The organism is Duganella sp. GW822-FHT06D06 (assembly GCF_058799615.1).
The window spans coordinates 133,583-156,007 of sequence record NZ_JBXALQ010000005.1; the positions used below are offsets into that span (position 1 = coordinate 133,583).

Consider the following 22,425-nt stretch of genomic DNA (forward strand, 5'->3'; position numbering starts at 1 on the left):
AGCGCGTGGCACCCTGGATCAGGAGGTGGCGCCGCAGCCTTGCTTCATCGCGGCGATCCACGCGCGTATCAGGTCCACGCCCTCCTTGTGGACCGAGCCGCGCCCCAGTTCCGGCATCATGATGCCGGTCTGGTCGGAGCCCAGCCGGTAGACCATGATCGATTCATCCGGCTTGCCCGGCGCGATGCCGTAGCCATGGCCGCCGGTGCCGGCGCCCGCCGCCACCGGCGGCTTGCACAAACCCAGATGCAGATCGGCCGGCGCGCCCATGTTCAGGTGCAGCGCGGTGGTGTTGGCCGCGCCCTTGTCGTTGTGGCAGTGGGCGCAGTTGATGTCCAGGTAGGCGCGGGCGCGCGCATCCAGCGACTGGCCCTGGTCGCGCCAGTTGGCGTTGTGCGGCGCGGTGGCTGCAACGTTGGCCGGCACGCCGCTCAGGTAGCCGATGCGCGCCAGGTAATCGAGCTGGTTGACGGTCACGCCGTCGTAGCTGTAGCTGCGGTTCATATGCCGCGCCTTCGGGCCGATGGGCTGGAACTGGCGCGACTTCACGTCGGCCACGTGGCAGGATGCGCACTGGTTCACGTTCGGCACCACATAGGTCAGCGGCTTGCGGGTCTGGTCCGCATGCACCAGGTCCAGCGGTATCTGGTCGCCGGTGCGCGCCAGCACGGCTTCGGTCTGCTCGGCGTTCCACACGTAGGGCAGGGCGATCCAGCCGTCGGCGCGGCGCACCAGCAGGCGCGTTTCGACCAGGCGCACGTTGGCCAGATCGAGCTTGTCGCCGCCGGTCTTGCTGGTGTCGTAGGTGGCCAGCACCGCCTTGGCGGGGCCGTCGGCCTTCGGATAGTAGAAGGTCTTGCTGATGATGGTCCCGAGCGGGAACTCGAACGTCGTATCGGCGTTGTAGACGGCGCTCTGGCCCTTCGGCATCCAGACGGTGCGCAGCTTCTGCGCGTAGTCGGTGAACAGCGGCGTATTCAGGTCGTAGGGGACCACGCCGGTGTTCAGGTTAAGGCGGCCGCCGGAGACGGCCATCAAATGCCAGTCGCTCAACTTGGCCGGATTGCCTTCGGTGATGAAGCTCACCGGGGCCTGGGTTTGCGTGCACGCCGCGAGCATCAGCGTGCAGGTGATCGCTGCGAATCTCACCATCATGACTGGGCGGCGAGTTGGGCGATGGTCACCGGCGGCAGCTTGGCCAGCGCGCAGCGGAACTGCGCCGTTTCCTTGCTGGGGTTCTTGTACTTGTTCGGACCGTCGGCGTTCAACACTTCCACGCCGTCCTGGATGCAGATGCGCTGCTCGGCCGGCATCACGCCCTTGACCAGCAGCTTGGTGTCGACGTAGCCGTCCCACAGCACGTCGGGCAGGTGGCCGCCGATGCCGTACATGGCGATCTTCAGCGCTTTCAGATCGAAGCCATCGGGCGAATCGCCGCCGCCCTTGAAGCGGTTGCCGTAGACGTAGATCGCTTTCGGATACGGATCGTAGCCGGCGGCCACGCCTTTCTCGGTGAAGTAGCCGGTGGAGTGGTAGCTGGAGATGATGACGTTGGCGGTCTGGTTGTCGGTGACGTCGTTGTCGAAGATCTCCACTTTCGAATTGGAGTTGATGACGATGCCGGAACCGGCCGGCACGCTGGCCACCGCCGTGCCGCGCGCGGCGAAGTTGCCGAGGTTGTTCTTCTCGACCTTGTTCTTGTACACGCGGGTGCTATGGCCGGGCTGCGACAGGTTGGGCATGTTGAACACCAGGATGCCGCCGGTGTTGTTGGTGGCGACGTTGTCGTAGACGTCGGCGTTGATGGTGTTCTCGATTTCGATGCCGGCAACGTTCTGCTCGGCGCGGCAGCGGCGCACCACGACGCCGTTGGACTGGCCGACGTAGATGCCGGCGTCGGACGCGGCGATCGCCACGCTGTCTTCGATCAGCACGTTGCGGGTCTTGACCGGGTAGATGCCGTAGGCGCCGTTGGTCACCTTGGAACCGCCGGTCCATTGCACCTTGACCTTGCGGATGGTGATGTTGTCGCCGTCGTTGATCTTCAGGCCGTCGCCTTTGGAGTCCTGGATGGTCAGGCCTTCGATGGTGAAGTTGCTGGCGTAGACCAGCATGCCTTCCGGCCCGGTGACCTGGCCCTTGAACGAGAGGATGGTCTTGTCCATGCCGGCGCCGCGTATCGTGACGCCGTTGCCGCGCAGGGTGAGGCCGCTAGTGAAATGATAGGTACCGGCCGGGATCTCGACCACGCTGCCAGGTTTGGCGTCGAGCAGCTGCTCCTGCAGCTTCTTCTGGAACGCCGCGTCGGCGCTGGCCTGTTCGGCCGAGATGGGCGCCTCGGACTTGCCGCAAGCGCCCAGCAGGGCGCCTAAGGTACCGCAAAGAGCTAGAGTGCGTAAGGCCTTGTACATGTCGTCCCCTCATTCTATTTGTTAGAATTTGTTCGATGTAGAGTGCTTGGCAACATTGAGTATAGCAGTATGTTTTCGACATGAAGCGCGTATCATTGCCGGGTCGTGGCCATGTGGCGCGGCAGCGACGGAAGGGAAAAAAGATGACGAATCGCCGGGTATTTATTCTGCGCACGTGCGCCGGGCTGGCCGCTGCTACGCTGGGCTGCATGGCCTGGGCCGAGGACCGTGTGCCGCTGAAGGAAGACGAGCCGCTGGCCAAGGAGTTCAACTATGTGGTTGACGCCGCCAAGGTTGACGGGCACAAATTCCCCGACTTCAAACCCGGCGACCGCTGCAGCAAGTGCCAGATCTACGAGGACGGCCCGAACGACATGGGCGGCTGCGCCATCTTCCCCGGCAAACTGGTGACAGCCGCAGGCTGGTGCACCTCGTTCGGCTGACGTGGACTTTGAATTGATTGGCGGCGCTGTGGTGGTAGACTGATATTCCTCAGGGAGTACATCATGAAAAGCGATTTATTGCAGCAGGTAAGCGAGTTGACGGTGGAAGATCAACTTGCCTTGGTCGAGGCAATCTGGGATGGCATCAGTCGCAGCGATGAAGCGCTTCAGCCGACTGAGGCGCAAAAAATGGAACTGGACAAGCTTCTGGCCGAGCATGATTCAAACCCGAGTGATGTTTTGACGTGGGAAGAAGTTGAAGCCGCAGCCATTGCACGCATGCGCCAATGATGTTCCCCGTCACTTTCTCTCAAGCAGCGAGCGGACATGTCGCAGATGCTGCTCGTTGGTATGAGAAAAAGCGCCGGGGGTTAGGTGCGGAATTTTTGGCCGAGCTTAAGCAACGAGTTTCGCTTGCTGCTCAACATCCGCTTCAATATCCTTGCGTCCATCAGGACGTTCGAAAAATTCCATTGAAGCGTTTCCCTTACTTTGTCTATTTCCGTTTGGAGCCTGGCCGTCTGCTTGTGTTCGCTGTGCTGCATGCACGAAGAGACGCTGCGAAATTACTTACGGGCGATCAGTAGCCCGACAACCACGCCGAGTGCCGCACCCAGGCCAACCGATTTCCACGGATTGTCGCGTACATAGACGTTGGCCGATTCGGCCGCGTCGCGGCTGCGGGCGATCAGGCTGTCCTCCAGTTTGCGCAGGTCGGTCTTGGCGGTGCGCAGCGTGTCGTCGAAGCGGGCGCGGGTTTCGGGGTTGGGGGCGGGCTCTTTGGCGGCATCTTTCAGCCAGTCCTCGGCTTCGCCGATGGCGTGCTTCAATTCGTCCATCAGCTTGTCGCGCGCGGTGGCGCTGGCGGCCTGGTTGTCGGCGATGCCTTTGCCGTTCTGTTGTGTCTGATCCATGATGACCTCGTCGAATGTCTGGGTGGCAGGGGATAGCCATTGTAGGCAGCGCAGGCGTCGTTGCCTTGCGCTGCCTCAATCGTGTCACCGCAGCGCGTAGTCCAGCGCCACGCCCGCGAACACGGCCGCGCCCAGCCAGTTGTTGTGGCGGAAGGCGTAGAAGCAGGCGTCGCGCTCGCGGCCGCGGATCAGCGTGTAGTGATAGCAGGCGATGCCCGCCGCCAGCGCCACGCCGCCGGCGAACCATACGCCCATGCCGAGCTGCCAGCCGCAGGCCAGCAGCAAGCCCAGGTGCACGGCGTAGCACAGCATCACCGCCGCCACGTCGTAGCGGCCGAAGGTGATGGCCGAAGTCTTGATGCCGATCTTCAGGTCGTCGTCGCGGTCGACCATCGCGTACTCGGTGTCGTAGGCCACGGCCCAGAACACGTTACCGAGCAACAGCAGCCACGCCACCATCGGCACCGTGTTCTGGATCGCGGCAAACGCCATCGGGATGCCGAAGCCGAAGGCGATGCCCAGGTAGGCTTGCGGTATCGCGAAGAAGCGCTTGAAGTAGGGGTAGGTGCCGGCGATGACGACGGCCGCCACCGACAGCTGCCTGGTCAGCGCGTTCAGCGGCAGGATCAGGCAAAACGACAGCAGCGCCAGCGCGCCGGCGATGGCCAGCGCTTCCTTGCCGCTGATGCGGCCGCTGGTGATGGGGCGCTGCGCCGTGCGTTTGACGAACTTGTCGATGTCCTGGTCGGCGTAGTCGTTCATCGCGCAACCGGCCGAGCGCATCAACAGCGTGCCGAGCGAGAAGATGACCACCAGCGTCAGGCTGGGCTTGCCGTTGGACGCCAGCCACAGCGCGCACAGCGTCGGCCACAGCAGCAACAAGGTGCCGATCGGTTTGTCCAGCCTGACCAGGCGAAAATAGAGCTCCAGCTTGTTCATGGATATGCCGCTTGTAGGGAAAGATCAGGATTATCGCAAATCCTGGCGCTGCCAGCTCAATCGCCGGCGCAGAGGGGGGTGATGCCCGGCAGGTTGCAAGCGGCCACCACTTCGCACACGGCGTCGATGGCGGCCTTGCGGGTGAAGCTTTTACGCCACACGATGACCACGCGGCGCGACGGCTGCTGTCCCTCGAACGGGCGGAACTGCAACATGCCTTCCTTGGTGTCCATGTCCGGCACCGAGGCGCGCGGCAGCACGGTCAGGCCGATGCCGCTGGCCACCATGTGACGGATGGTTTCCAGCGACGAACCCTCGAAGGTGCGCTGCATGCCATTGCCCGGCGCGGAGAAACGGGCCATCTCGGGACATACTTCCAGTACCTGATCGCGGAAGCAGTGTCCGTTACCAAGCAGCAGCATGTTTTCGGTTTTCAGGTCTTCGGCAGGAATGCTGCGGCGCTTGGTCCACGGGTGCTGGGCCGGCATCGCCACCACGAACGGTTCGTCGTACAAGGCCTGCATCGCCATGCCGTGCTCGGGCAGCGGCAGCGCCATGATGGCGGCGTCCAGCTCGCCCTGGCGCAGCATCTCGATCAGGCGCACGGTGAAGTTTTCCTGCAGGATGAACGGCATCTGCGGAACTTTGTCTATCATGCCCTTGACCAGCGGCGGCAGCAGGTAGGGGCCGATGGTGTAGATCACGCCCAGGCGCAGCGGGCCGGCCAGCGGGTCCTTGTTCTGCTTGGCGAGTTCCTTGATGGCGGCGGTCTGTTCCAGCACGCGCTCGGCCTGGGCGACGATTTGCGCGCCCAGCGGGGTGACGGAGATTTCGGCGCCGCCCCGTTCAAACAGGACCACGCCCAGTTCATCTTCCAGTTTCTTGATGGCGACCGAAAGCGTCGGCTGCGCGACGTAACAGGCTTCGGCCGCATGTCCGAAGTGTTTCGCTCTTGCAACGGCGACGATGTATTTCAGTTCGGTCAGTGTCATAAATGTATTTGAACACAGGCGATGCTGGGATGCAATAATTAGAAAAGGTATTGTAGCGAATGCTGTCGATATAATGCAGTGTATGTTGGTACTACCCATCGAAAGGCAAGCATGTCCTCCACATTTGGTCCAGAAGAAGCGCAAGCCTATCTGCACAAGCTGCTCAAGGTGATGCACCACACCGGCGGTTCGGATCTGTTCATTTCCGCAGATTTCCCGCCGAGTATGAAGTCGCAGGGCGCGATGAAGCCCCTGAGCCAACAGAAACTGACCGGCAGCGTGACCCGCGCGCTGGCGCTGTCGATCATGAACGACAAGCAGAAGCGCGAGTTCGAGGCCGAGCTGGAATGCAACTTTGCGATCTCGCTGCCGGACGTCTGCCGTTTCCGCGTCAACGTTTTCGTGCAGCAGCAGAACGTGGCCATGGTGATACGGACCATCGCCTCGGAAATACCGAATTTCGAAAAGCTTGACCTGCCCGAGGTGCTGAAGGAAGTCATCATGACCAAGCGCGGGCTGGTGCTGGTGGTGGGCGGCACGGGATCGGGCAAGTCGACCACGCTGGCGGCGATGATCGACTACCGCAACGCCAATTCGGCCGGCCACATCATCACGGTGGAGGATCCGGTCGAGTATGTACACAAAAACAAGGGTTGCCTGATCACGCACCGCGAAGTGGGCGTCGACACGCTGTCGTGGCACAACGCGCTGAAGAACACGCTGCGCCAGGCGCCGGACGTGATCCTGATCGGCGAGATCCGCGACACCGAAACCATGGAGCACGCGATCGCCTTTGCCGAGACCGGCCACCTGTGTCTGGGCACGCTGCACGCGAACAACTCCAACCAGACCATGGACCGCATCATCAACTTCTTCCCGGAAGAGCGGCGCAACCAGCTGCTGATGGATCTGTCTTCCAACCTGCGCGCCATCGTCTCGCAGCGGCTGGTGCGCACCGAGGACGGCAAGGGTCGCAAGGCGGCGATTGAAATCCTGCTCAACACGCCGACCATCGCCGAGATGATCTTCAAGGGGAACTTCCAGGCGATCAAGGAAATCATGCACAAATCGCGCGAGCTCGGCATGTGCACTTTCGACCAGGCGCTGTACGAACTCTATAATAAGGGTTATATCGGCTATGAAGAGGCGATCCGCAACGCCGACTCGGCCAACGGCCTGCGCTTGCAGATCAAGCTGCGCGGCGACCGCAAGGAGCCGGGCGACAACAGTCCGAGCAGCGCCGATTCGCTCAGCATGCAGATCGACGAAGAGCCGGAAGACGAAGAAACCAAATAACAGAAAAACTTATGCCTCAATTTGAAACCAAGATCTGCACCCGTGAACAACTGGCCGCGCGTGTCGCCGCGCTGCCCAAGCCGGTGGTGCTGACCAATGGCGTGTTCGATATCCTGCACCGCGGCCACGTGACCTATCTGGCGCAAGCGCGCGCGCTGGGCGCCTCGCTGGTGGTGGCCGCCAATACCGACGCCTCCGTCAAACGCCTGGGCAAGGGCGACGACCGCCCGCTCAACAACTGCGCCGACCGCATGGCGGTGCTGGCCGCGCTGGAAGCGGTCAGCCTGGTGGTGGAGTTCGACGAAGACACCGCGCTGGAAGTGGTGCAGCAGGCGCGGCCGGAAATCTACGCCAAGGGCGGCGACTACCAGATGGACGCCATCCCCGAAGGCAAGGCCGTGCTGGCATACGGCGGCCAGGCCATCGCCATCGACTTCGAGCACGACCGCTCGACCACCAAGCTGCTGACCAAGGTGCGCGCCCAGCGTCCTTGATATGCGCATCCTGATTGCCGTGTTCGCGGCGCTGCTGTTCCTCGGCGTGTTGTGGGGACCCGCGTTCGCGATCGCGCTGCGCTCCTGGCGGCGCGGCGACGCGCGCGCCTTCCGCCAACTGCGCTTCCTCTATCCGGCGCAACTGATCGCCACGGTATCGCTGGCCTTCGCCGCCGACCTGCTGGGCCTGCGCAATCCGGCCGCGCTGGCGGTCGCCAGCACCGTCTGCGTCAGCGCGGCTGGGGCCGGCGTACTGGCGTTGCTGCTGTCGTTCTCCGGCCGTTCCAATCGCGCGCCGGCTGACAGGGCCTGAAAAAACTCCTAGACTGAATCTCCCAAAAATCTTTCGGGAGGACGTCATGGAACTGCATCTGCAATCGCATCGTTGGCAGGCGCGCCTGCCGGACTGGGCCGCCGCAGCGGTCGCTGGCTTCGGCGCCGGCGGCGTGCTGATGCTGCTGGAACTCAGCTGGTCCGCCATCACCAACGCCGCCGATCCCTGGCTGGCCACGCACATGATCGCCGCGCTCGTGATGAGCTGGGACGTGTTGCAAACCAGCGGCTACAGCCTGGGCGTGACGATCGCCGCATTGCTGGTGCACTACGCGCTGGGTGTGGCGTTCGGCGTCATGCTGGCCGCCATCATCGCGCCGTTCCGTCTTGATTCCAGCGTCGCCCTGGCGCTCGCGACCGGAGCGGTGTTCGGACTTCTGCTGTATGTGCTGAACTTTTACGGCATGGCCGGTGTCTATACATGGTTCGTAGCGCTGCGAGGGTGGCCGACAGCCATTGCCCACGTCATCTTCGGGATGACCGCAGCCTTCATTTATCTCAAGCTGGAAAGGCCGAGTCGGCCACGTTAGCTTTTGGAAGCCACCATGGCGTTAGCACTGATACTGATACTGATCGTAGTTGGCGCCCTGGAATTTCATTTTATGAGTCCGTGGTGGCTCACGCCCATCGCCTCCAACTGGCAGCAGATGGACGACGCCTTGCTGCTGACCTTTGTCATCACCGGCGTGGCCTTCGTTGTCATCAACCTGTTCGTGGCGTATGCGGTGGTGACGTTCCGGCATCAGGACGGCGTGCGCGCGGCGGCCACGCACGGCAGCGCCAGGCTGGAGTGGTGGCTGGTCGGCGCCACCACGGTGGCCATCGCCGCGCTGCTGGCGCCGGGCCTGTCGGTGTACGCCAAGCTGATCGATCCACCGCCCGACGCGATGGTGTTCGAGGTGCTGGGCCAGCAGTGGCAATGGCACTACCGCTTGCCGGGCAAGGACGGCAGGCTGGGCAGCACCGACATGCGCTTCATCAGCAACGCCAATCCCTACGGCATGAATCCCGCCGACCCCGGCGGCCAGGACGATCTGCTGGTCGAAGGGCAGGAGGTGCATATTCCCGTTGGACGGCCGGTGCGCGTGCTGCTGCGTGCGCAGGATGTGTTGCACGATTTTTATGTGCCGGAGTTCCGCACGCGGATGAACATGGTGCCGGGCATGGTGACGTCGTTCTGGTTCACGCCGTCGCGGGTCGGCCGGTTCGAGGTCATGTGCGCGCAGCTGTGCGGCATCGGCCATTTCAATATGCGCAGCTATGTCGTGGTGGACGATGGGCCGGCGTATCAAACGTGGCTGGCGGCGCAGCCGAGCTTTGCCGCCACGACGGCGGCCGTGGCCGGCGGCGAAGTGCCGGGCAAGCAGGGACGCCTGCTGGCGCAGTCGCGCGGTTGCGCAGCCTGCCACAGCGTCGACGGCAACGCCGGCGTGGGGCCGACGTGGAAAGGGCTGTTCGGCAAGAGCGAGACCATGAACGATGGCGCCGCCGTGCGCGTGGATGAGACCTATCTGCGCGAATCGATCACCCATCCCGCCGCGCGCATCGTCAAGGGCTATCAGCCCATCATGCCGACGCAGCAGCTGAGCCCGACCGAAGTGGCGCAGTTGGTCGACTACATCAAGACCATCAAATAGGGAGGCGGGCATGGGCTACGGCGGCGAGCATCCTCACAGCTTCTGGACGCGCTATGTGTGGAGCCAGGACCACAAAGTGATCGCGATCCAGTACACCATCACGGCGCTGGTGATCGGGCTGGTGGGGCTGGTGCTGTCGGACCTGATGCGCTTGCAATTGGGCTTTCCCGGCAAGTTCGCCTTTATCGACGCCAGCCGCTATTACCAGTTCATGACCATGCACGGCATGATCATGGTGGTGTATCTGCTGACGGCGCTGTTCCTGGGCGGCTTCGGCAACTACCTGATCCCGCTGATGGTGGGCGCGCGCGACATGGTGTTTCCTTTCCTGAACATGCTCAGCTTTTGGTTCTACCTGCTGGCGGTGCTGATACTGGCGGCCAGCTTCTTCGTGCCCGGCGGGCCGACCGGCGCCGGCTGGACGCTGTATCCGCCGCAGGCGATACTGCCCGGCACACCGGGCACGGAGTGGGGCATCGTCGTGATGCTGGTGTCGCTGCTGGTGTTCATCGCCGCCGCCACGATGGGCGGCTTGAACTACGTCACCACCGTGCTGCAGGCGCGCACCCAGGGCATGACGCTGATGCGCATGCCGCTGACGGTGTGGGGCATCTTCACCGCCACCATCCTGGCGCTGCTGGCGTTCCCGGCCTTGTTTGTCAGCGGCGTCATGATGCTGCTCGATAAAACCCTGGGCACCAGTTTCTTCATGCCGGCCATGGTGTCGATGGGGCAGCACTTGCCGCACCAGGGCGGCAGCCCGCTGCTGTTCCAGCACCTGTTCTGGTTCTTCGGCCACCCGGAGGTGTACATCGTGGCCTTGCCGGCGTTCGGCATCATCTCCGACCTGATCAGCGTGCATGCGCGCAAGCAGATCTTCGGCTACAAGATGATGGTGTGGGCCATCGTGGTGATCGGCGGGCTGAGCTTTGTCGTCTGGGCGCACCATATGTACGTCAGCGGCATGCATCCGTATTTCGGCTTCTTCTTCGCCACCACCACGCTGATCATCGCCGTGCCGACCGCGCTCAAGGTCTACAACTGGACGCTGACCTTGTGGCGCGGCGATATACACCTGACCGTGCCGATGCTGTTTGCCGTCGGCTTCATCAGCACCTTCGTCATCGGCGGGCTGACCGGGCTGTTCCTGGGGAATGTCAGCGTCGATATTCCGCTGTCGAACACCTATTTCGTGGTCGCGCATTTCCACATGGTGATGGGCGTGTCGCCGGTGCTGGCCGTGTTTGGCGGGCTCTATCATTGGTTCCCCAAGGTGAGCGGACGCATGTACGACGTCATGCTGGGGCGGCTGCATTTCTGGATCACCTTTGTCGGCACGTATCTGATTTTCTTCCCGATGCATTACCTGGGCTTGCTGGGCGTGCCGAGGCGCTACTACGCCTACGACCACTACGCCTTCATCCCCGAATCGGCGCAAACGCTGAACGCCTTCATCACCATCGTCGCCTTGTTTGTCGGCGTAGCGCAACTGCTGTTCGTGCTGAACCTGTGGTGGAGCACCTTCCGTGGCCGCGAGGCGGGCGGCAATCCCTGGCGCGCGGCCAGCCTGGAGTGGCATACGCCGCAGACGCCGCCGGTGCACGGCAACTGGGGCGAACAAACGCCGCTGGTGTATCGCGGCGCCTACGAGTACGGCCAGCAGGACGGCGACAGCGACTATGTGCCGCAGGATCTGGCGCCGGCCGATGTAATGGTCCGGCGGCCGGTACCAGTGCCGGAGACGCCATGAATCCCAGCCTCTACCTGGTGAGCAACCACGCCGATATGCTCAGGCGGCGCACCGGCCTGTGGGTGTTCATGGGCGTGATCGGCATGTTGTTCTTGCTGTTCAGCAGCGCCTACGTGATGCGGATGGCGGCGCCTGATTGGCGTCCGCTGCCCTTCGTTCCGATGCAGTTGTGGCTGAGCACCGCGCTGCTGGCCGCCGCCAGTGTGGCCTGGCAACGCGCCTGGCACGTCGCGCGCGGCCGTGGCGCGCTGGGGCTGCGGACGGCGTACGCGGCGGCATGCATCTGCTCGCTGGCCTTCCTGGCGTCGCAGCTGTGGACATGGCAGACGATGGACGCGGCCAATCTGACGCTGGACGCCAATCCAGCCAACAGCTTCTTTTACCTGATCACCGGCTTGCACGGCCTGCACGTGCTGGGCGGCCTGGTGGTGGCCGCCTGGGCGCAGCGCGACCTCGGGCGCGACAGCGTGGCCATCCAGCTGTGCGCGCGCTACTGGCATTTCCTGCTTGGCTTGTGGCTGGCCATGTTCGGCCTGCTGTTCGGCGTGACGCCGGAACTGGTGAATCAAATCTGCGGAGGCGGGCCATGAGCAAACAGACCGAGGCGGCAGGTTGGCAAGGCATGGTGGCGGACTGGTCGGGCGACCGCGCCGCCTTCCGCGTGCCGTGGGGCAAGGCGATGATGTGGATCTTCCTGCTCAGCGACACCTTCATCTTCGGCAGCTTCCTCACCGGCTACATGTCGGTGCGCATCTCGGCCACGGCGGCCTGGCCCAATCCCAGCGAGGTGTTTTCGCTGACGATAGGCGGCACCAAGCTGCCGCTGATACTGATCGCCATCATGACCTTCATCCTGATCACCAGCAGCGGCACGATGGCGATGGCGGTCAACTACGCTTACCGGCGCGAGCGTGCTCGCTGCGCGGCGCTGATGCTGTTGACCGCCGCGCTGGGCGCGACCTTCGTCAGCATGCAAGCCTTCGAGTGGAGCAAGCTGATCGCGGAAGGCGTGCGGCCGTGGATCAATCCCGAAGGCGCGGCGCAGTTCGGTGCCTGCTTCTTCATGATCACCGGTTTCCACGGCCTGCACGTGACGGCCGGCGTGATCTACCTGAGCATCGTCGCGCGCCGCGTGCGGCGCGGCCATTACGAGCGCGGCGGCAATTACGACATCGTCGAGATCGCCGGCCTGTATTGGCACTTTGTCGACCTGGTGTGGGTATTCATCTTCGCGCTGTTTTATCTTTGGTAGGAGCCGCCATGGAAGCCGCCACCCATCCGATCGGCTTGTACCTGAAGGTCTGGGTGCTGCTGTTCGTGCTCAGTACGTTTTCCTACCTGGTCGATTTCTTCCACGTCGAGAGCTATCTGCGCTGGACGCTGATCCTGCTGCTGATGATAGCCAAGGCCGGGTTGATCGTGGCGGTGTTCATGCACTTGCGTTGGGAGCGCGCGGCGCTGGTCTACGTGGTGCTGGCGCCGCCGCTGTGCCTGCTGGTGCTGGCCTTGCTGATGTGGATGGAATCGGACTACACCTTCCTCACCCGCATGCTGTATTTCCGCTGATGGTGGAGGCTGCTACACTGTAGCCACCATGCCGACCGAACTCGATCTCCGCAGCTACGTCGCCGAACCCTTGTCCGGCGTGCATACGTTCGCCCAGCTGGTGTTGCCGATCAAGGGCAGGGTGGTCATGGATATCAAGGGTTCCGGCGCCGTGGTCCATCCGCAGCGCGCCGCGTTCGTCGAACCGGGCTTGGTGCACGCGGCTTCCGCCACCGGGCCGAACCAGTCGCTGATCCTGGATTTCGACCTGGCCGCCGTGCCGGAGGCCACCGCCGCCAAGCTGTCCGAGCGGCCGTATGTCCCCATCAGCGCACCGGCCGCCAAGTTGATCGACTTCATCGGCCTGCTGCGCGCCCAGTCCGGCGCCAGCGAGGCGACGCTGGCCCACTGGATGCCGCTGCTGCTGGAGACGCTGGCGCAGCAGGAAATCCGTCCCGCCTCGCGGTTGCTGGCCGCGCTGGGCCAGATCGAAGCCCAGCCTGGACTACCGTGGAATACCGACACCATGGCCAAGGCCGCACACATGAGCGTGAGCAGCCTGCACCGCGCCTTCCGCGACGAGATGCGGGCCACACCGCTGGCCTGGCTGACCGACATGCGCCTGCGCTGGGCCTGCCGCCAGCTGGCGCAAACCGAGCTGCCCATCGCCCGGTTGGCGACGCAGGCCGGTTACGCCGACCAGAGCGCGCTGACGCACGCGATGCGCCGCGCGATGGATGTCACGCCGCTGGCCTACCGCAAGCGCGAACGGCAGAACCAAACAAAAATCTGACAGCCACACACAATCCCTGACCCCGGCCCGCGCCGACAATGACCGCTTCAATGACAGGAGGCGGTATGTGGTATGGCGTGTTGTGCGGCCTGGCGGCGGGCTCGATGTGGGGCATGGTGTTCGTGCTGCCGAAGTGGCTGGCGGACTTCTCCCCGTTCGAACTGATGTTCGGACGCTACGTGGCCTACGCGTTGATCTCGCTGGCGCTGCTGGCGCCGCGCCTCGGCGGCCTGTTGCGACGTCTGACGCGCGCCGACTATTGGGTGCTGCTGCGCTACGCCTTGGCCGGCAATGTCGTCTACTACCTGCTGCTGTCGTGTGGCGTGCAACTGGCCGGCGTGTCGGCCGCTTCCCTGATCATCGGCCTGCTGCCTTTGACGATCTCGATGCTGGGCCAGCGCGACCACGGCTCGGTGTCGCTGCGCGTGCTGGCGTGGCCGCTGGCGCTGGTGGCGGTGGGCATGGTGTGCATCAACGTCGAAGTGTTCGCCAGTCCGGCAGGACATTCCGCATGGCCGACCGTGGCGACCGGGATGTTGTGCGCCGTTGGCGCGCTGCTCAGCTGGACCTGGTATGCCGTCGACAACACGCGCTTCCTGAAGCGCAACCCGCGCTTCAGCAGCGGCGACTGGTCCGGCTTGTTCGGCATCGCCAGCGGACTGGTGGCGTTGGCGATGGGACTGGTGATGGTTTGCATCGGCGGCGCGGAGCAGGCCAGCGCGCCGCCACGCGACTGGCTACGCTTCTGGGGCCTGATCACGCTGGTCGCCGCAGGCGCCTCGGTGATCGGCAACCAGCTGTGGAACATGGCCTGCCGCCGCGTACCGGTGACCTTGTCCGGGCAACTGCTGCTGTTCGAGATCCTGTTCGGCATGTTGTACGGCTACCTCTACCAGCACCAAGCCCCGCGCCTGCTGGAGGTGATGGCCATCGTGTTGCTGATTGCCGGCGTGGCATGGTCGGTGTGGTTGCACGCGGAGCCGCGGCCTATCGCCGCATGCCCTACTGACGCCGCCAGCTCGGTCTAGAACTAATCAATGCGTCCACGCACCTTGCTGGTTTCCAGCAGCGTCTGGCGGAAGATTTCCACCAACGGCCGCAGGTTGACCTTGTGCCAAGCCAGCCACAGCGGCGTGCGGTAGCTGAACCATGGCAGCTCATGCAGCACCACGCCGCGCGGCGCCTGGTAGCGCAAGCTCTCCTGTATGACCGCCAGGCCCAGTCCTGCCGCCACCATGCCCAGCGCCGCCTGCGGCTCCGCGACGTCCATCGTGATGGTCGGCGTAAAGCCCGCCTTGGCGCAGGCCGCGATGAACTGGTCATGCCGCAGCGGATGATCGCGGTGTACCACGCCTATCCATTTTTGATCGGCCAGGTCGGCCGGTTTGATCTTTTTCGCGCGCGCCAACGGATGACCTTCCGGCACCGCCAACAGCATCGGGTCGTCCAACACCTGTATGCGATCCAGGTCGGGATCGTCGGCGGTAGGCGGCGCGCAGACCAACGCGATATCCAGGCTGCGCTGGCGCAGGCCTTCCAGCTGTTCAGGCGAGTGATAGTTGTACAGCGCCACGTGGACCGCCGGCCGGTGCGCGCGCAGTTCGCGCAGCGCGTCCGGCAGCACGCCGGAATGCACGGCGTTTTCCAGATAGCCGATGCACAGCCCACCTTCGTCACCCTTGCCGAGACGGCGCGCCAGCGATTCCAGCCGGTTGCCATGAGTGAGGAAGGCGCGCGCCTCGGCCAGGAACACCTTGCCGTCGGCGGTCAGGCGGATGCGCTGCTGCGAGCGCTCGAACAGCACCAGCCCCAGCTTGTCTTCCAGTTGCGCGATCTGCCGGCTCAGCGGCGATTGCGAGATGTGCAGCCGTTCCGCCGCCCGTCCCACATGCTCCTCTTCGGCGACCACGACGAAATAGTGGAGTTGTCGCAAGTCCAACATATCAGACCTTTCGAGACTTAAGTATGGCTAATTATGTCTTAGACAGACTGATTAAAGCAACCTAGACTTGCCTCATCGTTCAACTGAAAGGATCTACACCATGAGTCTCAAGGATAAATTGCCGCACAACGCGGTACTGGGTTTTGGCACCGCACCACTGGGCAATATGTTCCGCAATATTCCCGAGCAGGAGGCGGCCGCGACCGTCGATGCCGCCTGGGAACAGGGCATCCGCTTTTTCGACACGGCGCCGTTCTACGGTGCGGGCCTGTCCGAGATCCGTCTCGGCCAGGCGCTGGCCAAGCGTCCGCGCAATGAATACGTGCTGAGCACCAAGGTCGGCCGCCTGATCCTGGATGAAACCGAGGACACCAGCAAGCGCGACCTGGGCGAGAAGGGCGGCCTGTTCGAGTTCGGCCGTCCAAACAAAATCGTCAACGATTATTCGGCAGACGCCACGTTGCGCTCCATCGAAGACAGCCTGAAGCGGCTGGGCACCGACCGCCTGGACATCGTCTGGGTGCATGACGTGGCGCAGGATTTCTATGGCGATGGTTGGCTGGCCCAGTTCGAAATCGCACGCACCGGCGCCTTCCGCGTGTTGACCCGCTTGCGCGAGGAGGGCGTGATCAAGGCCTGGGGCCTGGGCGTCAACCGCGTCGAGCCCTTGGAATTGACGCTGGACCTGAGCGAAGCACAACCGGACGGCTTCCTGCTGGCGGGCCGCTACACGCTGCTCGATCACGAGCGCGCCTTGCAGCGCCTGATGCCTGCAGCGGCGGCGCGGCAGGTCGACATCGTCGTTGGCGGCCCGTACAGCTCCGGCATCCTGGCCGGCGGCACGCACTTCGAGTATCAGCAGGCATCGCCCGAAATCGTGGCCAAGGTGGCGCGCATCAAGGCGATTGCGGACCGTTACGGTATTCCGGTGAAGGCCGCGGCCTTGCAGTTTTCGCTGGCCAATCCCGCCGTCGCCGCAGTGATACCGGGCGCCAGCAGGCCGGAGCGCATTGCCGAGGATATGGCGGCGATGAAGGTCGAGATTCCGGCCGGCTTCTGGCGCGAACTGCGCGAACAGCAATTGGTGGCGGCTACCGCGCCGTTGCCGATCGATCGTTGAAGCTGAAGGCTACACGCTGCCGATGAAAGAACGGTAGGCGCTGAGCGTTTCCGGTTTGGTCATCGCGTTCATATGCCCGGCTTCGCGGACGGCTTCAAACCGCTTGTGCGGGTTGTCCAGGCTGTCGAACAATTTAGCGTCTTGCTCTTTTGGAAAATGCACGAATTGTCACGTCGGGTTATGACAACCTTTTTTCCTTCTGAGTGCGCTAACGCACAGAACTATGATGCCCAGGGCGTATTGTGGGCAGCTGCCGGATGGTGGCGGCGATGCGCCTGTCCTTATTGATGCATAACGCAGGAAATAACTGGCGAAGGCGTAGCCATGAGTGAAGCCGCACTACCAGTGAGTGACGACGATGGTCCACTTTCGCGCTGGTGGATACGCACGATACTGATCGTGATGGGGCTGGGTTTTGCCGGACTGATCACGATTACTCTGCTGTCTTATCAGAACGCCCCGCCTGTCCCGGCGCGGGTGGTGGATGCGCAAGGTGGCGTCGTGTTCACCGGCGAAGACATCGGCGACGGCCAGGCCATATTTCTCAAGTATGGTTTGATGGCCAACGGTAGTATTTGGGGACATGGTGCCTATCTCGGCCCGGACTTTTCGGCCTCGACCTTGCATAGCATGGGCGCGCAGACCTCGGAGTTCATCGCGCAGCAACGCTACCGGCAGTTGTTTGCCGCGTTATCACGCTCGCAGCAAGCAGCGGTGCAAGGCGAAACCGTGGTTGCGCTCAAAACCAATCGATATGATGCGGCCACCGCGACTTTACATTTTACCGCCCCTCAGACGGCGAGCTTTCACCAGCAGATCGCTTACTGGACGGAGTACTTCCGCGACCCGTCGCGCAATGGCGGACTCAAGGCGAACCTGATTACCGATGCAACCGAGCTGCGCCAGTTCACCGCCTTCGTCATGTGGACGGCCTGGGCTTCGGTGGCCGAGCGTCCGGGTGCGGACTATTCCTATACCAATAATTTTCCATATGACCCCAGCGTAGGCAACCTGCCGACGTCCAGCGCCCTGCTGTGGAGCGCCTTGAGCCTGATGGTGCTACTGGCCGGTATCGCGGCCGTGCTATTGGCGTTCGGGAAATTCGACTACCTCGGCTGGATCACGCGCGGCCATCAGGTGCGCCCGCAACTGCTGCCGGGGAAATCGAGCCGGGGGCAAAACGCCTTGGTGAAATTTTTCGTCGTCGTGGCCCTGCTGTTGCTGGCGCAATCGCTGGTGGGCGGCGCCGTCGCCCACTACCGCGCGGATCCCGGCAGTTTCTACGGCTTCCAGCTGGAGCGCGTCTTTCCTAGCAACCTGATGCGCACCTGGCATCTGCAGATGGCGATCTTCTGGATTGCCACGGCCTATGTCGCGGCGGCCCTGTTTCTCGGCCGTTCGCTGCGCGCCGAAGAGCCGCGCTGGCTGGCCGGCTGGATCCACGTATTGTTCGCTGCCTTCGCGCTGGTGATCGGCGGCAGCTTGCTCGGCGAATGGCTGGGCATTGCGCAGCTGCTTGGCCGCTGGTGGTTTTGGTTTGGCAACCAGGGTTGGGAGTACCTGGAACTCGGCCGTGTGTGGCAGTATTTGCTGGTCGCCGGCTTGCTCGGCTGGTTCGGCTTGCTATGGACCCTGGTGCGACCGCACATGCTGGCGCAACCTGCGGTCCGGCCCATCGTCCAGATGTTCATGATCGCCGCGCTGGCCATCCCCGTCTTTTATGTGCCGGCGCTGTTCTTTGGCGCCAAGACCAATTTCACCGTGGTCGACACCTGGCGCTTCTGGATCATCCATTTGTGGGTGGAAGGATTTTTCGAGTTCTTCGCCACGACGGTGGTGGCGCTGACCTTCTATCAACTGGGCCTGACGCGCCGCAATGTCGCGCTGCGGGTGATCTATCTGGACGCCATCCTGTATTTCCTCGGCGGGCTGATGGGCACTGGCCACCATTGGTATTTCAGCGGACAAACCAATTTCAACATGGCGCTGTCGGCGCTGTTCTCGGTGCTCGAGGTGGTTCCGCTCACCTTGTTGACGCTGGATGCGTGGGATTTTGTGCGGACCACACGCGGCGCGCGCGACGCCAGCGGCAAGGCGGTCGCCATACCGCACAAGTGGACCTTCTATTTCCTGATGGCGGTGGGCTTCTGGAACTTTGTCGGGGCCGGCATTTTCGGCTTCCTGATCAATCTGCCCATCGTCAGCTACTACGAGGTCGGCACCCAACTGACGCCGAGCCACGGGCACGCCGCGATGATGGGTGTGTTCGGCATGCTGGCGATCGCGCTGATGGTGTTCGTGCTGCGCCAGACCAGCGACGATACGCGCTGGCCGGGCATCGAGAAATACATCAAGGTCGCCTTCTGGGGCTGCAACGGCGGGTTGGCGATGATGGTGACCATGAGCTTGTTCCCCAGCGGCCTTCTGCAGGTCTGGGACGTGCTGCAGAACGGTTACTGGCACGCACGCAGCCTCGACTACATAGGCAGCGAGCGGTCGCACTTGATTGAATGGCTGCGTCTGCCTGGCGATCTGGTCTTCATCCTGTTTGGCGCGGTGCCGCTGGTGATCGCATCGATCAAGGGCTACCTGGGTGTACGTGCCGCGGAAAGCGCAGCCGATCGCTGACACGCCCGAGCGCTAGCGCGGCATTTCTTTCTCGTAGCCGTATTGCACGTAGATGCGGCGCATGGTGCCGTCGCGATACATGCCGCGCACGATGTCGTTGAGCCGCGCCACCTCGGCCTTGTCCATGTCCTTGTGGCAGGCCAGGTACATGTCGGCGTGCGCGAAGGACAGCACCTGTTCGAAGTCGTCGATGCCCAGTTCGCGTTGCAGGAACAGGCCCGACATCCGGCCCACCGACCACAGCTTGATGCGCTGCTTTTGCAGCTTGGGCGGATTCAGCCTGTCGTTGGGCACGATCGCCACCCGCAGCTTGTGCTCGCGCAGGAAGGTGACCGAGGCGTCGCCGATGAAGGTGCCGATCTGGTAGCCGGCCGCGTCGTCCAGGCTGTTGAGCTTGATGTGGTCGTCGCGCCGGGCGAACAGCACCCAGTTGTTCTGGCCGATCGGACCGACCCACTGGTAGCTGTCTTCGCGCTCGGGCACGCGGGCCGTGGTGTACAGGCAGGAATTGGCGGTGCTCATGGTCAGCACCATCGCCCGCGCCCACGGCGCGACGATGGGCTGCGTGGTCGGCACGCCGGCCCGCAGCATCAGCTCGGTGACGATATCGGCCGCCAGGCCGACCACCTTGCCGCTGCTTTTGTCGACCCAGCTGAAGGGCGGATAGTCTTCCGCGTACAAGGTCATCGGCTCCGCCGCGTGCGCGCTGGCCAGCAGCATCAGGCACGACAGGGCGGAGCGGATCAGCATGGCCTTATGCTCCGCCGGCGTAGCCGTTTTGGCGCCAGGCTTCGAACACCACCACGGCCACGGTGTTCGACAGGTTCAGGCTGCGGTTGTCGGGACGCATCGGCAGGCGGATGCGCTGGGCCGGCGGGAAGGTCTCGCGGAAGGCCGGATCGAGGCCGCGCGTTTCCGAGCCGAACACGAACACGTCGCCCGGCCGGAAGGCGGCGTCGGCGAAGGGCGAGGAGCCGTGCGTGGTCATGGCGAACATGCGGGCCGGGTCCGGCTGCACCTCGGCCAGGAAGGCTGACCAATCCTTATGCACTTTCATCCGCGCGTATTCGTGGTAGTCCAGGCCGGCGCGCTTGAGCTTGGAGTCTTCCAGCGGGAAGCCCAGCGGCTCGATCAGATGCAGCTGCGCGCCGGTGTTGGCGCACAAGCGGATCACGTTGCCGGTGTTCGGGGGAATTTCGGGTTGGACTAGTACGACGTGAAACAAAGTGGTTCTCCTCTATCAAATTCAGTGCGGCGGCGTGCGGGCAAACACCAGGTTGCTCACCTGCGCGGCGCCGTGGCGCTTCAGCGTTGCCGCCAGTTCGTTCAGCGTGCGCCCGCTGGTCATGACGTCGTCGACGACGCCGATGTGGCGGCCCCGCACCAGCGCGGCGTCCGGGATCGCAAACGCGCCGGCGATGTTGTGCCGCCGCTGCTCGGGGGCGACGCTGCTCTGCGCCGCGGTCTCATGTACGCGGCCGGCCAGCCGTGGATGCAGCGCCACGCCCAGGCTGCGCGCCAGCGGCCGCGCGATCTCCAGGGCTTGATTGTAGCCGCGTTCGGCCAGCCGGCGGGGCCCCAGCGGCACCGGACACAGCAGGGCGGGCAGGGTGAAGCCGGGTTGTTGCAGGACGGCGTCGCGCAACAGGCGGGCAAACAGTGTCGCCAGCGCGAGACGGTGGCCGAATTTCAGCTGCAATACCAGTTGGTCCAGCGGCATGGCGTAATCGGCGGCGACCAGCGTGACGTCGAAGGCCGGCGGCTCGACGCGGCAGCCGCCGCACAGTTGGCCCCGCGCCGTGTCCGGCAGCGGGTTGGCGCAGCGCGGACAGCGCACGACGGCGGCCTCGGCGCCGAAGAACTGGGCGGCGCAGGCGGCGCACAGCAACTCGCCGCTGGCGGCGCACAGTGCGCAGGAGGCCGGCAACAGACCGCGCAGCAAGCCCGAACCGCTGCGATGGAGCAGGGCGCCGATCGTGCCGATAGTGCCGATTCTCGGGGTGGCAAGCATCAAAGCTCCAGGACGCGTTTGCGTTCAACCATGTACACTGCCGACATTATCGCACTACACCGAACCACATCATGCAAGTCCCCGCAAATCCCCCGAAGCTGAGCGCCCCGATCGACCAGGAGCGCGTGCGCGCGCTATTCAACCGTCCCGAGCGCATCGCGCCGTCCGATTTCCTGCGCCGCGAAGTCGCGTCGCGCATGTTCGACCGGCTGGAACTGATCAAGGTCGGCCCGCAGCGCGTGCTGGACGCCGGCTGCGGCGCCGGTGCCGATCTGGCACTGTTGCAGAAATCCTATCCGGCCGCGCAAATACTCGGTATTGATGCGGCCGAAGCCATGGTGCGCGCCGCGCAAGGCCCGGCGGCGAAACAATCGTCGCTGAACCAGCTGCTGAGCAAGCTGCTGCCGGCCAAGACCGGGGTCGACCTGCTGTGCGGCGACTTCGCCGAACTGCCGCTGGGCCCGAACACGGTGGACCTGGTCTGGTCCAACCTGGCGCTGCACTGGCATCCGCAGCCGGACCGGGTGTTCGCCGAGTGGCGTCGCGTGCTGCGCGTGAACAGCCTGCTGATGTTTTCCTGCTTCGGCCCGGACACTTTCCGCGAACTGCGGGCCGCCTTCGCCGAGGCCGACCTGGCCCCGCACGCGCTGCCTTTCGTCGATATGCACGATTTTGGCGACCAGTTAGTGGAAGTTGGCTTTTCGACACCGGTGCTGGACATGGAAGTCATCACCGTCACCTACGACACGCCGCAGGCGTTGCTGGCCGACGTGCGCGCGCTGGGCGGCAATCCGCTGGGCACGCTGCGGCGCGGGTTGATGGGCAAACAGGCATGGCAGCGCATGCTGGCCACGCTGGACAAAAACCGCCGCGCGGATGGCAAGCTGGGCCTGACTTTTGAGGTGATTTACGGCCACGCCTTCCGTCCAGCGCCCAAAATGACCTCCAAGGGCGAGGCGATCATCCGATTTGATTTACCACGAAAGCCGCGCCAGTAGCGGCTTTGCTGGCACACTGTGGTGCCACGGGCTACGCCATAGTTGTGATTTGGATTATTTCTTGAGCGGGGCGTTGTTGTTATATATAATCATTGACTAATTTTGCCAGCATGTCACGACGCCAGCTATAAACCAGCGGCGCCAACCATGAGCAGGTAAAGACGAGCACGAACAAGCAT

27 protein-coding genes are annotated in these 22,425 nt (G+C 63.6%); 17 read left to right on the plus strand and 10 right to left on the minus strand.

Annotation, left to right across the window (positions count from 1 at the left end; all coding sequences use genetic code 11):
- Positions 1 to 18 precede the first annotated feature (18 nt).
- Together AC1RMD_RS11280 and AC1RMD_RS11285 are read right to left on the minus strand one after the other, a co-directional pair.
- Positions 19 to 1,155 carry an SO2930 family diheme c-type cytochrome gene (locus tag AC1RMD_RS11280; protein ID WP_492926628.1) on the minus strand — a complete coding sequence of 379 codons (1,137 nt, stop codon included), beginning with the start codon at positions 1,153 to 1,155 and terminating at the stop codon, positions 19 to 21.
- Positions 1,152 to 2,411: a parallel beta-helix domain-containing protein gene (locus tag AC1RMD_RS11285; protein WP_492926630.1), complete on the minus strand. Its 1,260-nt coding sequence runs from the start codon at positions 2,409 to 2,411 to the stop codon at positions 1,152 to 1,154. Before AC1RMD_RS11285 ends, AC1RMD_RS11280 begins: the two co-directional genes overlap by 4 nt.
- Before the next feature lie 143 nt (positions 2,412 to 2,554).
- Between AC1RMD_RS11285 and AC1RMD_RS11290 the strand changes: the two genes are divergently transcribed.
- From AC1RMD_RS11290 to AC1RMD_RS11300, 3 genes are all read left to right on the plus strand, one after another.
- On the plus strand, positions 2,555 to 2,854 hold the full coding sequence (locus AC1RMD_RS11290) for a high-potential iron-sulfur protein (RefSeq protein ID WP_492926632.1): 300 nt from the start codon (positions 2,555 to 2,557) through the stop codon (positions 2,852 to 2,854).
- A gap of 63 nt (positions 2,855 to 2,917) precedes the next feature.
- Entirely contained in the window at positions 2,918 to 3,145 is a 228-nt protein-coding gene (locus tag AC1RMD_RS11295) for an addiction module protein (protein ID WP_492926634.1), read from the plus strand.
- Entirely contained in the window at positions 3,142 to 3,441 is a 300-nt protein-coding gene (locus tag AC1RMD_RS11300; RefSeq protein ID WP_492926636.1) for a type II toxin-antitoxin system RelE/ParE family toxin, read from the plus strand. The genes AC1RMD_RS11295 and AC1RMD_RS11300 overlap by 4 nt, the downstream gene beginning before the upstream one ends.
- On the opposite strand, the gene AC1RMD_RS11305 is transcribed toward AC1RMD_RS11300, so the two are convergent.
- From AC1RMD_RS11305 to AC1RMD_RS11315, 3 genes are all read right to left on the minus strand, one after another.
- Complete coding sequence (locus AC1RMD_RS11305) at positions 3,421 to 3,768, minus strand: ElaB/YgaM/YqjD family protein (protein WP_492926638.1); 348 nt, start codon at positions 3,766 to 3,768, stop codon at positions 3,421 to 3,423. The genes AC1RMD_RS11300 and AC1RMD_RS11305 overlap by 21 nt on opposite strands.
- A gap of 84 nt (positions 3,769 to 3,852) precedes the next feature.
- Positions 3,853 to 4,707, minus strand: a complete 855-nt coding sequence (ubiA, locus tag AC1RMD_RS11310; RefSeq protein WP_492926640.1) for a 4-hydroxybenzoate octaprenyltransferase — start codon at positions 4,705 to 4,707, stop codon at positions 3,853 to 3,855.
- A 56-nt stretch (positions 4,708 to 4,763) separates the two neighbouring features.
- The gene (locus AC1RMD_RS11315; protein WP_492926642.1) at positions 4,764 to 5,699 is read right to left on the minus strand and encodes a hydrogen peroxide-inducible genes activator; all 936 of its coding nucleotides are present in this window, start codon (positions 5,697 to 5,699) and stop codon (positions 4,764 to 4,766) included.
- Between the two features lie 111 nt (positions 5,700 to 5,810).
- On the opposite strand from AC1RMD_RS11315, the gene AC1RMD_RS11320 reads away from it, so the two are divergent.
- The 11 genes from AC1RMD_RS11320 (at position 5,811) to AC1RMD_RS11370 (ending at position 14,575) form a co-directional block, all read left to right on the plus strand.
- Positions 5,811 to 6,995, plus strand: a complete 1,185-nt coding sequence (locus tag AC1RMD_RS11320) for a PilT/PilU family type 4a pilus ATPase (protein ID WP_492926644.1) — start codon at positions 5,811 to 5,813, stop codon at positions 6,993 to 6,995.
- Between the two features lie 11 nt (positions 6,996 to 7,006).
- Positions 7,007 to 7,489, plus strand: coding sequence for a D-glycero-beta-D-manno-heptose 1-phosphate adenylyltransferase (gene rfaE2 / locus AC1RMD_RS11325; protein WP_492926646.1), 483 nt, complete (start codon positions 7,007 to 7,009; stop codon positions 7,487 to 7,489).
- 1 nt (position 7,490) lies between these two features.
- A complete protein-coding gene (locus AC1RMD_RS11330) occupies positions 7,491 to 7,802 on the plus strand; it encodes a hypothetical protein (RefSeq protein WP_492926648.1) in 312 nt (103 codons plus the stop codon).
- 46 nt (positions 7,803 to 7,848) lie between these two features.
- The gene (locus AC1RMD_RS11335; RefSeq protein WP_492926650.1) at positions 7,849 to 8,352 is read left to right on the plus strand and encodes a hypothetical protein; all 504 of its coding nucleotides are present in this window, start codon (positions 7,849 to 7,851) and stop codon (positions 8,350 to 8,352) included.
- Between the two features lie 15 nt (positions 8,353 to 8,367).
- Positions 8,368 to 9,459 carry a cytochrome c oxidase subunit II gene (locus AC1RMD_RS11340; protein ID WP_492926652.1) on the plus strand — a complete coding sequence of 364 codons (1,092 nt, stop codon included), beginning with the start codon at positions 8,368 to 8,370 and terminating at the stop codon, positions 9,457 to 9,459.
- Positions 9,460 to 9,469: 10 nt separating this feature from the next.
- The gene (gene ctaD / locus AC1RMD_RS11345; RefSeq protein ID WP_492926654.1) at positions 9,470 to 11,209 is read left to right on the plus strand and encodes a cytochrome c oxidase subunit I; all 1,740 of its coding nucleotides are present in this window, start codon (positions 9,470 to 9,472) and stop codon (positions 11,207 to 11,209) included.
- Complete coding sequence (locus AC1RMD_RS11350; RefSeq protein WP_492926656.1) at positions 11,206 to 11,799, plus strand: cytochrome c oxidase subunit 3; 594 nt, start codon at positions 11,206 to 11,208, stop codon at positions 11,797 to 11,799. Before ctaD ends, AC1RMD_RS11350 begins: the two co-directional genes overlap by 4 nt.
- A complete protein-coding gene (locus AC1RMD_RS11355) occupies positions 11,796 to 12,461 on the plus strand; it encodes a heme-copper oxidase subunit III family protein (protein ID WP_492926658.1) in 666 nt (221 codons plus the stop codon). The genes AC1RMD_RS11350 and AC1RMD_RS11355 overlap by 4 nt, the downstream gene beginning before the upstream one ends.
- An 8-nt stretch (positions 12,462 to 12,469) precedes the next feature.
- A complete protein-coding gene (locus tag AC1RMD_RS11360; RefSeq protein ID WP_492926660.1) occupies positions 12,470 to 12,775 on the plus strand; it encodes a cytochrome C oxidase subunit IV family protein in 306 nt (101 codons plus the stop codon).
- Positions 12,776 to 12,803: 28 nt separating this feature from the next.
- On the plus strand, positions 12,804 to 13,547 hold the full coding sequence (locus AC1RMD_RS11365) for an AraC family transcriptional regulator (protein WP_492926662.1): 744 nt from the start codon (positions 12,804 to 12,806) through the stop codon (positions 13,545 to 13,547).
- A 65-nt stretch (positions 13,548 to 13,612) separates the two neighbouring features.
- A complete protein-coding gene (locus AC1RMD_RS11370; RefSeq protein WP_492926960.1) occupies positions 13,613 to 14,575 on the plus strand; it encodes a DMT family transporter in 963 nt (320 codons plus the stop codon).
- A 2-nt stretch (positions 14,576 to 14,577) separates the two neighbouring features.
- Here the strand turns inward: AC1RMD_RS11370 and AC1RMD_RS11375 are convergent, their stop codons facing one another.
- Positions 14,578 to 15,489, minus strand: a complete 912-nt coding sequence (locus tag AC1RMD_RS11375; protein WP_492926664.1) for a LysR family transcriptional regulator — start codon at positions 15,487 to 15,489, stop codon at positions 14,578 to 14,580.
- Between the two features lie 100 nt (positions 15,490 to 15,589).
- Here AC1RMD_RS11375 and AC1RMD_RS11380 point away from each other — a divergent pair, with 100 nt between their 5' ends.
- Positions 15,590 to 16,609, plus strand: coding sequence for an aldo/keto reductase (locus AC1RMD_RS11380; RefSeq protein WP_492926666.1), 1,020 nt, complete (start codon positions 15,590 to 15,592; stop codon positions 16,607 to 16,609).
- Between the two features lie 9 nt (positions 16,610 to 16,618).
- Here the strand turns inward: AC1RMD_RS11380 and AC1RMD_RS11385 are convergent, their stop codons facing one another.
- Positions 16,619 to 16,741, minus strand: coding sequence for a hypothetical protein (locus tag AC1RMD_RS11385; RefSeq protein WP_492926668.1), 123 nt, complete (start codon positions 16,739 to 16,741; stop codon positions 16,619 to 16,621).
- 192 nt (positions 16,742 to 16,933) lie between these two features.
- On the opposite strand from AC1RMD_RS11385, the gene AC1RMD_RS11390 reads away from it, so the two are divergent.
- Positions 16,934 to 19,237: a nitric-oxide reductase large subunit gene (locus AC1RMD_RS11390; RefSeq protein WP_492926670.1), complete on the plus strand. Its 2,304-nt coding sequence runs from the start codon at positions 16,934 to 16,936 to the stop codon at positions 19,235 to 19,237.
- A gap of 12 nt (positions 19,238 to 19,249) precedes the next feature.
- Here AC1RMD_RS11390 and AC1RMD_RS11395 read toward each other — a convergent pair whose 3' ends face one another.
- From AC1RMD_RS11395 to AC1RMD_RS11405, 3 genes are read right to left on the minus strand one after another with little or no spacing between them, the layout of a single operon-like run.
- On the minus strand, positions 19,250 to 19,987 hold the full coding sequence (locus AC1RMD_RS11395) for a substrate-binding periplasmic protein (RefSeq protein ID WP_492926672.1): 738 nt from the start codon (positions 19,985 to 19,987) through the stop codon (positions 19,250 to 19,252).
- Between the two features lie 4 nt (positions 19,988 to 19,991).
- Positions 19,992 to 20,462, minus strand: a complete 471-nt coding sequence (trmL, locus tag AC1RMD_RS11400; RefSeq protein WP_492926674.1) for a tRNA (uridine(34)/cytosine(34)/5-carboxymethylaminomethyluridine(34)-2'-O)-methyltransferase TrmL — start codon at positions 20,460 to 20,462, stop codon at positions 19,992 to 19,994.
- 21 nt (positions 20,463 to 20,483) lie between these two features.
- On the minus strand, positions 20,484 to 21,248 hold the full coding sequence (locus AC1RMD_RS11405; protein ID WP_492926676.1) for a phosphoribosyltransferase family protein: 765 nt from the start codon (positions 21,246 to 21,248) through the stop codon (positions 20,484 to 20,486).
- 71 nt (positions 21,249 to 21,319) lie between these two features.
- Between AC1RMD_RS11405 and AC1RMD_RS11410 the strand changes: the two genes are divergently transcribed.
- Entirely contained in the window at positions 21,320 to 22,246 is a 927-nt protein-coding gene (locus AC1RMD_RS11410; RefSeq protein ID WP_492926678.1) for a methyltransferase domain-containing protein, read from the plus strand.
- The last annotated feature ends 179 nt before the right edge of the window (positions 22,247 to 22,425 follow it).